We start from the raw sequence: 13,537 nt of genomic DNA on the forward strand, positions 1-13,537 counted from the left end.
ACCATCGACGCCGAGATCGAGAAACTTCTCTCCGGCTACGGCTCAAAGTTTGAAATCCGTTTCTCGTGAATACTTATCGCTCGTGGCGCATATTAAAGCATCGTTTCGCGACCTGATGCCCGTTGGAATTGAAGTTCGAACGTCAGAGACGAACGCCGTCGAATGAGATGCGATGGCGTAATTGGCAGCCAGGCTGGGGCAGGAGCCTGCTTGGGGCGCGTCTCGCGCGCTTACACCAAACGTTCCTTCTTTGCGTGAGTGAGGTTTAATTTAGGCGGAGTCTTTGAGAGCAGTGCGATGAACACGTCGACCTTCAGTGCGGCGTGCGCGAAGGCTTCCTCTTCTGCTGCTGTTGGTCGTCCTGCCCGAAATACGCGCTGGATTGTGCCTGCGAACGTGTGGTGCCGGACCACCACAAAGCCTTGGTACTTTCCACATGTAAGCTGCTCCGTATAGGCTTTGAAGTCGTGGTATCCGGATCGTCGCGTCTCGGATTCCATGGGGTTTCTCTGCATCGCATCCTTACAAGACGGATACAGCTGCTTTCGTGGTTGGTCAGTTGTATCCCAAGACTGCAACCGTTGCTACGTCCGGGCGGATGTTGGAGTTTTCAAGCAGCACTTCAGATGGCTTCCTAGAAGATGTCGTTTTCGAGCGCGAGCAAGGTTCAAGCGTGCTTGCCTCAGTAGGGGAACGGCCGTACGTAGCGTCGTTGCCGTAGGTGTAGCGGAAAGCGGACTGGAAGGGAATCATCGCTGCTTCTCACATAAGCAAATTCATGCTATTGCCGCGCAAAAAAATTCACGGGATACGACGGGGTGACGTATTTCCCGGTAGCGCAAAGTAGACGCAAAAAGGAGATTTGATTTTGTGGATGTGGGAACATAGCCTCAAGGCGGCTATTCCCAAATCGGTCGGCTGCAACTCTCGCCTAGATCATCACCCGCGGCAGGAAGGGAGTTCCTCGTTTGGATGAAGAAAGGATAGGGGCTCCCAGAGGTCGAAATACGTGAAAGCGCGGCCCCTCGGCGCGGGATCCTTGCGTTTCATGATGGTGTCACACGGAATCGCGGCGAAAATTCGTTAGGCCGCACTGGGAAGGCGTTAGGGGAGCCGTTGAAAGTCACGGGCAGCGAGTCTCATACAGCACCGCCCTATGCCCGATTTTTGTGCCATTTAAGGCGATTTTGTGCCGCCACGCCTCCTGGGCGTGGGTAGCCGTGCGCGGTAGCTTGACGTGTGGGGGAGGGCGAGGAGCATCTGCCGGCGCAGTTGTTTGCTTGCGACTGGGGGGCTTGCGGGCACCTCATTGCCATGCCGGCCCTGCTGGTTGCCCCACTGACGGTCAGGCGGGAGGAACGACGTTCCGCCGGTCAGTTTATTTAAGGCCGGGTTCGGGACGCCGCACACACGACTTCGGTGCAGCATCACGCATGAAGGTAAAAGCCAGACCCATGCCAATGAGGCCAATCAGGATGGACGCCAGCGCCAGGGAGGTGACGTCGTTCATCTCGATGATGATGCCACCCAGATATGCACCGGTGGCAATCCCGGCAAAGGTAGTCGAACTGTTCATTGCGAGGACCAGTTTCGACCAATCCCCGGCCAGGCTGAGCAGGCGGTGCTGGATCGGAACCAGGTACATATAGCTCACGTTGCCCCAAAGGAACGCGATGAGCACGGTGAGCGCACCATGGTGGCCAAATGCAATTAAACCTACGAGTAGGACCAATTGAGCCACCACGGCCGCGAGTAGCACCTTGTGGGGGCCGAAACGATCGGTCAGGAACCCGCACGCGACGTTTCCAGTCACGGCTCCAAAGCCATATGCAAAGAGCGCGGCCGAGAGCAACGGGATCCCGGCGAGCAGGGAACCAGTAATGAAGACGCTGACATAGGAGTAAACGATGAACTCGGAAACGACGACGAATAGCGTAACTAAAAGGACGCCGTAGATCGTCTTGGAGAAGTCTTTGTGGACCGGGCTGCTTCTGCGCTCCAGCGTCCTGGCAGGGATTCCGGACATCATCGGAGTTAAGAACAGCAATGCGAGAAGGCCGGCAATGACCACGAAGCCGAAGGCGAAGCGCCAGCCAATTGCATTAGCGATCCAACTGGTCGCGGGAACGCCGGCAACCTGTGAAACGGTCATACCGCCGAAGATGAGGGACAACGCCATCCCTTTGCGTGCTGTCGGCAGGAGCTCGGAGGCCAGGGCGGTGGCCGCTGGGGTGAACATCGCCGCGCCATAGGCCGAAACGACACGACCTGCAGCAAGGGTGAGGAAGCTGGGTGCGACCGCGGAGATCAGGTTTCCAAGGATGAAAATTGAAACGGACAGGAGTTGGACATTGCGGCGGCTCATCTCCTTGAACATCCAGGCATTGAGCGGCGCGAAGACCGCATAGCAAAGGGCGTAGATCGAGATGATCCAGCCCGCCACTCCCGTTGAGACCGTCAGGTCACGCGAGATCACGTCGAGCGCACCGATGATGACAAACGTGTCCAGTCCGATGGCGAAGGCACCGATGGTCAGAGCGGCAACGATGAGTTTCGCGCGCGCACCGGGAAGGGATGCGGTCAGGGCAATACCCATTGAAGGTTCTCTACGTGTGTTCAGGGAAATTATCCGACGGAGAAACATGCTTGAACGGCTCGTCGATAATATTTCAGCCACGTTGGCACAGACAGGATGTCGCTACGGGTGGAGCAACAAGTGCACGAGGTCGCCCGCACATCGAGAATATCGAAATTCACAACTCCATTTGTACGATCTCGATAGGCTCTCCGCCGAGACCATGAGAAAAATAGCCTCGTTTCAGCACTTTGAAACCATGCTTTAGATAGAATCCTACTGCATTAATCGTCGCCTCTACCCTTATTGGGCCGCTATGATTGACCCGCGCTTGCTCGATTCCAATCTCAAGCAGCCGCCGGCCAAGACCAGCCCCCGCGGCTTCAGGCAGTACAAATAAGCGAGTTACTTCGCCAGGTTCGGCATCGACAAATCCAATCACAGCGTCGTCAAGCAGGCACACATTCATTCGCCCCTTGGCGATGAGGTCTTCATAGAATACTGGCGTCCGCGCGCCCATCCAACCATCGAGCTGATCCCGAGAATAGGAATCCCCTGCTAGGCCGCCGATAGATGCTTTAGTGACATCGAAAACCGCCGCTGCGTCTTCGGGGCGGGCGGGTCTGAAGAAAAAATCTTGATGGTCGGCTGTCACGAGTCGTGGTCTCCAGACAATGACGCAGCGAGTCATTCTATCGGCTCGGATTTGTCTTTTGCGGTCTTAGTTGGCATCCTTGTGCTACGAATCTGCGTGAACTCCACCGGTTCTGCATATTTTCTGCGCCGATCTGGTGAATTCAGCAGCGCCGGGTGCGGGGGCCGCTCCTCTGACCCGATAGGTGCCGTCGTGCCGACTTGCCGTCTTGTGACCACGTCCTCGTTGACGAGGACCTGTCCCCGAGCGACAGGGCGATAACTAGCAGGAAGGCAACTTGGCGCGGAGCCATTGCACCCCGCATCGAACTTATGTAGCTATTCGTCGTGCATCATGAAGTCGTGGGTCGTTTGCAGGGCATTCGGCGTCAGCGCACAGTGCTATTCCAACCCACCGGGTACTGCCAAGCGGAAGGCATTTAGCAGTTCCTATGTATATGGCGACCGTCGATTGCCGAATACCGTCTCCGTATCACCATGCTGAAGTTGGCCCTTGTCGAAGAAAAATGACCTCATCGGTGAGTAACCGCATCCCCGGCAAAGGCGAAATAGGCGTTCCCAAGATTGGCTGCAGCGAGTGGCCAATGCTGGCCAAAACATTTGAAGACTTCAATGTTGGATGGCCTGAAGAAGGGAGGCTTTGCATCACCTGGGGATGGGCGCTGTGGGCTAGATTTGTAACGCTTTATGACGATCCGACGCAATTTCCCAGCCTGCGCGTTGCAAATATAAAGTCGTTTCGCTTCTCGATGAAAAAGAGTTCCCATTCCGCTGCGCTTCATCAAATCCCCCGGTTGGCTATCGCCTTTGTTGGAAGTCCGTTGTTTTGGGGTAGGGCACCGCGCCTACAGCGCGGCGCCGTTGGCGATGCGCCTGGCGCATCGCGTTCTGCCACGCGGCTTCGCCGGATGCACGAGTTCCGAGCTAAGGCTGGACAGGTTGGGATGCGATGGTTGGGCGGCGTACGTCCTAACCCCGCCCGATAAGCAGTGGCACAAGAGTGTCGCGGATTATCGCAATCGGCCTAATGTAAACGGAGGGTAGGCTGGCCACCCGCTGAAATCGGATCGCCAAAAACTGCAGCGCGCGGAGAGCGTCGCGGCGAGGAGTATCGGCTAAAAGGTTGGCCGCCAGTAGATCACAGCTAATGGTTCCGTGTGTGCCGCCCCCCATATTGGCGGCGATTGGACTTTGCTGGAGTTCATGGGATAATCTGGAGCGAGAGCGCATCCAGAGAACGCGAGGCGATAGCCATGCCGAGTTGGACGCCATCCGTAGCAGGATCGTTCACCAAATTTGCTGCAACCCGGTTTCCGCACCGGATAGCGCCGGCTAATTTGTCGAGAGGCTTGCGTGACTACGCTGAACGCCGCATGGCAGCTTTAGCAAGCTTCGTATGCGCGGATTGACGTTACAGGGTATTCGCGCATGCCCTGCTGTACGGTTCCGCGTTGGCAAAACCGAAATTGGCATTTCAGCCCGGGGCTTACCCCCGAGCAAAACGGATTCTATTTTGAGCTCCCCGAATCTTGATTTCGGTCGGAGAGGGCCATCTGCGCGGTCAAGTAGAATCTATGTGCTATTCTGCAGTCTAAACTGGATACTAAAAGGACGAAAAAGATGCCTTCATACAAAGAACTCATCGCCCAGAAGGAAGCCCTCGAGGCCAAATTGCACGAGGTGCGCGCCAACGAAGTAGCCGGCATCATCCAACAGATTCAAACCTGGATGGAAGAGTATGGCCTGACTGCCGACGATATCACCAAGCGTCGTCGTGGCCGGCCCGCAGGAAGCGGAGCAGCAAAGCCAAAATCCGAACTGCCGCCGAAGTATCGTGATCCCAAGACCGGTAAGACCTGGTCCGGGCGCGGTCGCGCGCCGGCATGGCTCGGAAAGAACCCGAACCGATTCCTGATAGCGGAAGATTAATCCTTCGAGGTGGGTTCCGGTCATGCGATGCAGGCGGACATTGAAGGCCGGGCCGCAACTAGGGAATCTGGCGCGGTTGGCGCATGATGGCGAAGCCTTGGCAGTCCTGGTTAAGCGGATTGCTGGCTACTACACATGTCCCCTCAGGTGTTAAACAAGGCCAGCCAAGATCTGGCCTAACCGGCGCACACTTATGGACGAAACGGTGCAGCCAGCCCTGCAAGCGTTGAAGGACGAAGTCCTTCTCAAAGTAGGGCGAAATCTCCTTCACAATCAGGAGATCGAGCATCTTTTGAAGTCCATTCTTGGCATTGCTCGGATTGAGGGCAGTCTCGCAGATGCCGGCTCCCGCCTTGAGGCTCGCCAAGAGAACTTGAGGACGTCTTCCATGGGCGTGCTGCTAAAGCGGTTCCGGGACGAGTTTCTGACCTGCCAGTCGGAGTCGGCTGACGATGAGCGCGCCACGGAAGCGGATCTGCCCTGGATTAAAACTACGGTCCAAATCGAGCTTTCTGCGGAAGATCGGGCGACCTTGGAAGCGGAACTCGCGGCGCTAGCACGGGAACGCAACGATCTCGCTCACCATTTTCTCCCACACTGGCAACCTGAATCCTTGGCGCGAATGGCCGAAACCTCTGCAAGGTTGGATCGGCAGCACGAGAGGATTGCGGCGATGAAAAATCGTCTGAAGTCGATGCGCGAGACCACGATGCAAGCCTGTCTATCCTACGCGGACTTTCTTAAGTCGAGCGAGTTCAGGGAGGCCTTCGAGCTCGTTTGGTTGCAGGGCAGTCGGATGATGGGTTTGTTGCGGGAGATTGCAGCAACGCCACATCGAGAAGACGGATGGACCGATTTCTCATACGCACAAGCAATTGCGCGGGCGAAAGAACCAGATGCGTTCGCGGACCGAAAGGCGCGATACGGTGAGCAGAGCCTGAAAGCGCTTGTGATCAAGTCGCAACTCTTCGACGTTGCAGAAGAGACATTGCTCGGAGGCGTCCGCACCCTCATCCGAATTCGACAGAAGCGGCCTTGTTGAGAGGTCCCGCGGGGCTCCGGCGGGCCGGCAAGGCTGCCACTGCCCTTAGCCACATCGCAACTCACAACGCTCTGAAGCCTTTCATCAAGCGCTCGAAATCTTCCGGACACTCGTTTCTCAATAATTCAAGGCCTGCCTTCAGCTTGTCGTAGCGGTTTGTTTGAGCCTTTTCCTTGATTTCCTTGATCTCTTGCGCAAGCTCGCGAAACGCTCTCAACGAACTGTTCGTCGTACGCGTCTCAGGTGGCACCAGCTCAATCAGAACCTCCATCGCATCCATGATGCGACCTAGCTGGCGCCCATAACTGTTCTGGGCGACGATGCGGCGCTCCATGCCAGGGTCGCGAGAGTTATCGTCCGAAACGATGTAGGTATTGCCGATGCGCCAACCTTGGAGAATCGGCTGATTTAGCCACTCCGGGGCGAGGAACCGCGCATAGCCGTTCATTACTTCCCGCGTCGAAGACGACAGGGCGTCGAAGAGGCTGGAAACGTGGTTTTCATTTTCGTTTGACATTCTCCGCTCCCGTGATGCCATGTAGAAGTGTTGTCGGTTTCCACAAGGCAGTATGTGGCATCGTGCTCTGCTGTGGAGTGTGACAAAAACTCCTGGGTATCCAGCGCCGACCAAGACCGGACGCCAGGAAGTTTCTATCTGGTGGAAATCGGCCCTCCGACAGTCATACGGGTCATTCGGCAGCGCTCGGCGACGGACACTTGAACAGCAGCTTTGCGTTGGTCGTGGGCGTTCCCTGTCCGGTCATCTTGGTCACTAAATGAAGGCGACACAGGCGGGCGCGGATATCAACTCTGTTTGGCACGCCGGCTTTGTCACTAGGACTAGCACTAGCATCAGCCACGAAATCGCTCGCTCCGGGCGAGTGCACGAATCCGTGACATGAAGTTGTATCGGAGTACCATCCAGTGATTACTCCTCCATTGCTGATTGCGGCGGGTACGGTCGCAAACGAACCCGGAGAATCGAACGTACTGAACCTCCCATCGCGCGTGCGGAAGAAGCCGTGCGTGGCCGAGAAGTCGGCGAGGATGTAGTACCCGGTTATCGTCCCGGCCGCGTTGATGCCGGCGGCGGAGGTTCCGTAGTTGCTGCCCGGTGCGTCAATTGACGTAAACTTTCCGTCACGGCCGCGTATGAAGCCATGAACCGAGTTACAGGATGCGTCGCCGCAGTATGAGCCGGCGACTACGCCCTCGGTATTGATGGTGGTGGCCGGCGAGTTCAAGATGAAGCCTGGAAGCGGGGCATCGTACGTCTCGATCTTTCCATCGGGGTACCGTACGAAGCCGTGAAATAATCCATCGACGTCTTGGTAGGTCCCGGTGATGACGCCAGCGGGATTGATGCGGTCAGCCTGGGTATATGTTGAACCAGGTGGATCGAATGTGGTAAAGATGCGGTTGGCGTGCCGCAGGTAGCCGTGATACAGGAAACCTGGGCCGAAATAGCCTCCTATGACGGTTCCGGTCGGGTTGATTCCCTTGGCGTCAGTGGCATTATTGGCGCCCGGGGCGTCGACGATAGTGAAAGCTCCGTCGGGATCACGCAAAAATCCATGACCATTTCTGCTTGGGTCTACGTAGGTTCCTGCGACCACTCCGGCTGGGTTGATGTCGGTGGAAATGCTGCACACGTTTGTGAGGGACGGGGCGCATGAACCCGGAGGATCGAACGTGATGATAGTTCCGTCCGGGGTGCGCAAGAAGCTGTGAATTAAGTCGCTGGCATCAAAGTAATACCCGGTGATTGAACCTGCGGAATTTATGGCGGTGGGTATTGTTCCGGTAGAACCTGGTATGTCGAACGTGGTGAATGTCCCCACTTTGCCATCAGATGGCGTTTGCGAGTACGCTAGCTGTCCTGGCAACTGCGAGCCATAAGCCAGAAATATTGCAGCGACGGATTTCCATAACTGCTGTCGATTCACGGCGACCTTCTTTGTCGGAGTCATATTCATGTGAATCCATCGCTGCGCTCACCAAATCAGAGTCCAGCAATGAAGCCAAGGCTTTGCAATCAAAGCGAACGAAATTGTTAGGCCCGGACGAAGTCTTCGATGTCATCGAGAACGGTAATCGTGACCATGATGTTCAGAGGTACGTGCCAATCCACATGCAGAAGGAACTCCACTCCTCCAGCCTCTTCGCCATGGCCGTGGGCACCGACGTTCGAGACCCAGATGGGAGCGGCTCCGAGCAGAGGCCGATGAGTGCCATCAAGCATGGGGCCAAGCGGTCCTGACTGCCATTCCGCGGCTGTGACAAGCAATGCCGACCTGATGTTGATTGGAGGCCAGTTGAAGTTGATTCTTACTACGCCTTGCATATTTGTGTAGAACACCCGAATCGAGCGTGCCATATTCCACTCCTTCCGTTGATTTGGTGAGACGGGATGTCTTCGCCAAGAACCTAATGTAGACATGAGGGAAATCGGTGCAAATTATTTAAATTGAATATAGAGTTTAGAGTTTTTTAAAATGTAATACTTATGAAATTACATTTTGCGCCACTCGCGAAATCGGTTTCGCCGGTGACACAAATCTCTTCACTAGCGATGCCCTTTGTAGTGGTGCGATTTCGGCTCAAGTGCCTTGAGGGCTCTCGCGTCCCGCCCGGGCGGGGTAGGCTAAATTGTGCATCCGCGCGTCGCGTGCAACCTGCATCAGGTGAGCGCCGGTAAGTGGAAACTAACTTCGGCATGCCGCCTGGTGGGTCCGGCCTGACGACGATGCATCCGCCGGGGCCGATGAGATAGCCTTCAATTTCTCCTGCCACCGTCAGCGTCCCAATACCGCCACACAAGGAGTCTATGGTATGAGCCTTGAGTTCGCAGATTTGAGGAATCCATGCGTGCACTGACCGCGTTATTGATGTGCCTGCTGGTGGCCGAACTGGCTGCCTGCGATCCGGTTGCCGTTACAGAATCCGTGACTCAGGTCGCCGAGGCGGAGCCAGAACGGCTGCCGGTTTACGCGCCGCGCTTCGGTCGGACAAAGCCGGTCGTAGCCGTCGTTGCGGAAACCTACTACACCGAACTATCCGATTTCGTGGTGCCCTACGGCATCCTTTCGGCGTCCAACGCAGCCGACGTGTATGCCCTTGCAACGCAGCCGGGCGTGGTGCGCATGTTCCCCGCGAATCTCACCATCGCGCCGCAAGCCACCACCGACGATTTCGACAGGCGCTTCCCCGAAGGCGCTGATTACGTCATTGTCCCGGCCGTACATCGCGACGGCGATCCGAAGCTTCTTGCGTGGGTCGTCGCGCAGGCGCGTAAGGGTGGCACAGTGGTGGGCGTTTGCGACGGCGTGTGGGTGCTTGCGCGTGCCGGCCTGCTTGAAGGGCGCCAAGCCACAGGACACTGGTATTCGTTTGACGACTTGCGCAAGGCCTATCCGAGGATCCAATGGCAGCGAGGCAAGCGCTACGTCGCGGACGGCAAGGTCGTCACGACCACAGGGGTCACCGCCACGATTCCAGTATCATTCGCGCTCGTCGAAGCCATAGCGGGACGCGACAAGGCACTGGCGCTGGCGAAGTCGCTCGGCGTCGAGTGCTGGTCGTCTGCACACCCGAGCGAGCGCTTTCGTCTCCGGCTGGCGTCAATGCTGACGATTGCGGGCAACTACGCTTCGTTCTGGCGGCACGAGGACGTCGGCATTCCGGTCGCGCCAGGCGTGGACGAGATTTCGCTCGCACTAGAGTGCCGACGCGTTTGCGGCGAAGTTCCGCTCCACGGTCTACACCGTGTCGAAAGACCTGGAGCCGGTCGTCACGCGGCGCGGGCTGACAATCATCCCTGATCGTGTCATCAACGTCGACGCGCCGCGACGCATGCTGTCGCCGCCTCGCAGTGACCAGCCGCTACGGGCGCTCGACGACGCGCTGGGAAGTATCGCCACGGAGATGGGGGAGGGGACCGCGGCATGGGTGCGCCTGCAAATGGAGTACCTGGGCCATTGACCGGGCGCAGCAACGCCTTGCCCGTCCGGTTCCTCGCCGGAGGCTCCGGCAAGTCGCAGCGAGGGCCAACTTATCAGCGGACTTTCTCCGCGCCCGTATCTTCAATTCTGAAATGCTCGGCTGATTGGCCTGCGTTGATTGCTCGCTGCAACCCAATCCTGCAACTTGCCATTCCCGTCCCAGGTATGACCGGCCGCGTCCCCTGTAGCAGATTCGTGCAGTAGTCTCTCTCTCCGGCAGGGCAGACCTGTGGGCAGGCGCGTAGTCTGACGACCAGTGCATGTTCAGAATCCAACGTTAGATATCCGGATTGCTTCGTTCCTGGATGACAAGGCCATCGTTATAGTTTTTCCAACTTGTCATAACGAGCTTTCAATCCAATGACGGACACTGCACTGTCCAACGCTTTTCCTGCTGCCGGCGCCAGACCATCGCGCTCCGCGATAGCGATTCCGCCGCCGCTCCACACCCAAATCAGGGATGCGCTGCGCTCCTGGATACTGGATGGCACCTATCCGCCGCATCATCGTATGCCTTCGGAAAGCGAACTGGGAGAACAGTTCTCAGCCAGTCGCATCACAGTGCGTCACGCACTGGGCGACCTCCAGAAAGAAGGCCTGATCTTCAGGGTTCACGGCAAGGGCACCTTCGTATCCAAGCCCAGGGCGTTCCAGAACGTAACCTCACTGCAGGGCTTTGCCGAGGCAATGTCGAGCATGGGCCATGAGATTCTCAATCAAGTGCGCAGCTCCAAGGTAGTGCCTGCCAGCCGTGCCATTGCTACACAGCTGCGCTTGCAGGAAGGCGACATGGTTGTGGAGATACGCCGGGTACGACTGCTCAATCGGGAGCCGATATCGCTGGAGCTGACCTGGGTGCCCGAGGCCATTGGCAGAAGGTTGCTGACCGCTGACCTCGTCACGCGCGACATCTTCGTAATCCTGGAGAACGACTGTGGCGTGAAGCTTGGGCACGCTGATCTTAGCGTCGACGCCATCCTTGCAGATGAGGAGCTGACTCGCGCCCTACGCATACAAGACAGCGCACCGGTGCTCCGCATAGAACGCCTGACTCACGATGCTGAGGGCATGCCGCTCGACTATGAGTTTCTCTATTTTCGCGGTGACGCTTTCCAGTACCGATTACGCGTAGACCGGCAGCGAGCGCCTACCGCCACGGCCGCCGAAACTGCCCGTAGAACTGCCGGGCGAGCCGAAGTCTGATCTCAAGTCTGCGGCCCAATCGACCAATCCAAATGTGAATTCTCGAGCATGAACACACAAACTCACGAATACGACATCGTTGTCGTGGGCGGCGGCACCGCGGGCCCGATGGCGGCAATTAAGGCGAAGGAGCGCAACCCCGCGCTGCGGGTGCTGCTGCTTGACAAGGCGCACGTGAAGCGCAGCGGCGCCATCTCAATGGGCATGGACGGCCTGAACAATGCCGTCATTCCCGGCCACGCCACGCCTGAGCAATACACGCGGGAAATCACCGTGGCCAACGACGGCATCGTCGACCAGTCCACGGTTTACGCCTATGCGCGCCACAGCTTTGCCACCATTGAGCAGCTCGACCGTTGGGGCGTGCGCTTCGAGAAGGATGAGACGGGCGACTACGCGGTGAAGAAGGTCCATCACATGGGTTCGTACGTGCTGCCAATGCCGGAGGGCCACAACGTCAAGAAGGTGTTGTACCGCCAGCTCAAGCGCGCACGGGTGGAGATCACCAACCGTATCGTCGCCACACGTGTGCTGACCGATGCCAACGGCGCCGCGTGCGGCGTGATGGGCTTCGACTGCCGCACCGCCGAGTTCCACGTGGTGCGCGCACGCGCAGTGATTCTGTGCTGCGGCGCCGCAGGGCGGCTGGGCCTGCCGGCCTCCGGCTACCTGATGGGAACCTACGAGAACCCGACAAATGCCGGCGACGGCTATGCCATGGCGTACCACGCCGGCGCGGCGCTGGCCAACCTGGAATGCTTCCAGATTAATCCGCTGATAAAGGACTACAACGGACCAGCCTGCGCCTACGTGACCGGGCCGCTGGGCGGCTACACAGCCAATGGCAAGGGCGAGCGCTTCATCGAATGCGACTATTGGAGCGGCCAGATGATGTGGGAGTTCTACCAGGAACTGCAAGGCGGTAACGGCCCCGTGTTCCTGAAGCTTGACCACCTGGCGGAAGAAACTATCCAGACCATCGAGACTATTCTCCACACCAACGAACGCCCCAGTCGCGGGCAGTTTCACGCAGGGCGGGGCACGGACTATCGCAAGCAGATGGTGGAGATGCATATCTCGGAGATCGGCTTCTGCAGCGGCCATAGCGCCTCCGGGGTGCATGTTAACGAGCGCGCGGAGACCACCGTGCCCGGCCTCTATGCAGCGGGCGATATGGCCGCCGTGCCGCACAACTACATGCTGGGTGCCTTTACCTACGGCTGGTTCGCTGGGCACAACGCCGCTGATTATGTCGCCAGCCGCGAACTGACTGAGGCTGATGCAGCGCAGGTGGACGCCGAACGCGCCCGAATCTACGCGCCGCTATTGCGCGAGCATGGCTTGCCTTCGGCGCAGGTGGAATACAAGCTGCGGCGCATGGTCAATGACTACCTGCAGCCGCCTAAGGTCACGCGCAAGATGGAAATCGGCCTGCAACGCTTTGACGCCATCTCAGAGGACATCGGCCAGATCCGTGCCGCCAATCCACATGAGTTGATGCGCGCGGTGGAGGTCATGGCGATTCGGGACTGCGCGGAGATGGCGGCGCGTGCTTCGCTGTTCCGTACCGAGAGCCGCTGGGGCCTGTACCACCACCGAGTGGATTACCCTCAGCGCAACGACACCGACTGGTTCTGCCATACGCATCTGAGCAAGGACGCTTCCGGGCGCATGGTCAGCCACAAGCGCGCGATCGAGCCGTATGTGGTACCGGTGGAAGGCGATGACGCCACCGCTTACCAACGTTTGCGTGTGAGCCGTGGCAATGCCGAACCCACCAGCGCGAGTGCCTCAATCTCAACCGCAGCATCGCCTGCATCGACCCTGGCTGCCGCCTGACGGGAGCCACTGAAATCTAGCCATGGCCTACACCCCGCATGAGATTACCCAGCGCAGCACTGCGCCAGTCACCATCGATGAGGACAAATGCATTGCCGACAAGGGATGCACGGTCTGCGTAGATGTTTGTCCGATGGATCTGCTTGCCATCGATGTAAGCAAGGGCAAGGCATACATGCAGTTCGATGAGTGCTGGTACTGCATGCCTTGCGAAAAGGATTGCCCAACCGGCGCGGTACGGGTCGAAATTCCGTATCTGTTGCGCTGAACCACTTACAACGCCTGACAACAAAC

12 protein-coding genes are annotated in these 13,537 nt (G+C 57.9%); 6 read left to right on the top strand and 6 right to left on the bottom strand.

Annotation, left to right across the window (positions count from 1 at the left end):
- Nucleotides 1-230: 230 nt before the first annotated feature.
- The 3 genes from J8I34_RS27595 to J8I34_RS35530 form a co-directional block, all read right to left on the bottom strand.
- Nucleotides 231-500: a hypothetical protein gene (locus J8I34_RS27595; RefSeq protein WP_209807476.1), complete on the bottom strand. Its 270-nt coding sequence runs from the start codon at nucleotides 498-500 to the stop codon at nucleotides 231-233.
- Between the two features lie 878 nt (nucleotides 501-1,378).
- Nucleotides 1,379-2,596 carry an MFS transporter gene (locus tag J8I34_RS27600; protein ID WP_209807477.1) on the bottom strand — a complete coding sequence of 406 codons (1,218 nt, stop codon included), beginning with the start codon at nucleotides 2,594-2,596 and terminating at the stop codon, nucleotides 1,379-1,381.
- A 157-nt stretch (nucleotides 2,597-2,753) separates the two neighbouring features.
- On the bottom strand, nucleotides 2,754-3,230 hold the full coding sequence (locus J8I34_RS35530) for a GNAT family N-acetyltransferase (RefSeq protein ID WP_209807478.1): 477 nt from the start codon (nucleotides 3,228-3,230) through the stop codon (nucleotides 2,754-2,756).
- A gap of 1,619 nt (nucleotides 3,231-4,849) precedes the next feature.
- On the opposite strand from J8I34_RS35530, the gene J8I34_RS27610 reads away from it, so the two are divergent.
- Both J8I34_RS27610 and J8I34_RS27615 read left to right on the top strand, forming a co-directional pair.
- Nucleotides 4,850-5,158 carry an H-NS histone family protein gene (locus tag J8I34_RS27610; protein WP_209807479.1) on the top strand — a complete coding sequence of 103 codons (309 nt, stop codon included), beginning with the start codon at nucleotides 4,850-4,852 and terminating at the stop codon, nucleotides 5,156-5,158.
- Between the two features lie 193 nt (nucleotides 5,159-5,351).
- Nucleotides 5,352-6,200: a hypothetical protein gene (locus tag J8I34_RS27615; RefSeq protein ID WP_209807480.1), complete on the top strand. Its 849-nt coding sequence runs from the start codon at nucleotides 5,352-5,354 to the stop codon at nucleotides 6,198-6,200.
- 61 nt (nucleotides 6,201-6,261) lie between these two features.
- Here the strand turns inward: J8I34_RS27615 and J8I34_RS27620 are convergent, their stop codons facing one another.
- The 3 genes from J8I34_RS27620 to J8I34_RS27630 form a co-directional block, all read right to left on the bottom strand.
- On the bottom strand, nucleotides 6,262-6,717 hold the full coding sequence (locus J8I34_RS27620) for a hypothetical protein (RefSeq protein ID WP_209807481.1): 456 nt from the start codon (nucleotides 6,715-6,717) through the stop codon (nucleotides 6,262-6,264).
- 172 nt (nucleotides 6,718-6,889) lie between these two features.
- Nucleotides 6,890-8,176 carry a hypothetical protein gene (locus tag J8I34_RS27625; protein ID WP_209807482.1) on the bottom strand — a complete coding sequence of 429 codons (1,287 nt, stop codon included), beginning with the start codon at nucleotides 8,174-8,176 and terminating at the stop codon, nucleotides 6,890-6,892.
- A 77-nt stretch (nucleotides 8,177-8,253) separates the two neighbouring features.
- Nucleotides 8,254-8,577 (bottom strand): hypothetical protein, encoded by a 324-nt coding sequence (locus J8I34_RS27630; RefSeq protein WP_209807483.1) that lies wholly within the window; start codon nucleotides 8,575-8,577, stop codon nucleotides 8,254-8,256.
- Between the two features lie 487 nt (nucleotides 8,578-9,064).
- Here J8I34_RS27630 and J8I34_RS27635 point away from each other — a divergent pair, with 487 nt between their 5' ends.
- The 4 genes from J8I34_RS27635 to J8I34_RS27650 all read left to right on the top strand — a co-directional run bounded on the left by J8I34_RS27635 (nucleotide 9,065) and on the right by J8I34_RS27650 (nucleotide 13,511).
- Nucleotides 9,065-10,021 carry a DJ-1/PfpI family protein gene (locus tag J8I34_RS27635; RefSeq protein ID WP_245176175.1) on the top strand — a complete coding sequence of 319 codons (957 nt, stop codon included), beginning with the start codon at nucleotides 9,065-9,067 and terminating at the stop codon, nucleotides 10,019-10,021.
- A 540-nt stretch (nucleotides 10,022-10,561) separates the two neighbouring features.
- Nucleotides 10,562-11,404, top strand: a complete 843-nt coding sequence (locus tag J8I34_RS27640; protein WP_209807484.1) for a GntR family transcriptional regulator — start codon at nucleotides 10,562-10,564, stop codon at nucleotides 11,402-11,404.
- A 48-nt stretch (nucleotides 11,405-11,452) separates the two neighbouring features.
- The gene (locus tag J8I34_RS27645) at nucleotides 11,453-13,243 is read left to right on the top strand and encodes a fumarate reductase/succinate dehydrogenase flavoprotein subunit (RefSeq protein ID WP_209807485.1); all 1,791 of its coding nucleotides are present in this window, start codon (nucleotides 11,453-11,455) and stop codon (nucleotides 13,241-13,243) included.
- A gap of 22 nt (nucleotides 13,244-13,265) precedes the next feature.
- Nucleotides 13,266-13,511, top strand: a complete 246-nt coding sequence (locus tag J8I34_RS27650; RefSeq protein ID WP_209807486.1) for a 4Fe-4S dicluster domain-containing protein — start codon at nucleotides 13,266-13,268, stop codon at nucleotides 13,509-13,511.
- Nucleotides 13,512-13,537: the final 26 nt, after the last annotated feature.

It is taken from the genome of Cupriavidus phytohabitans, assembly GCF_017815025.1.
Taxonomy (GTDB): domain Bacteria; phylum Pseudomonadota; class Gammaproteobacteria; order Burkholderiales; family Burkholderiaceae; genus Cupriavidus.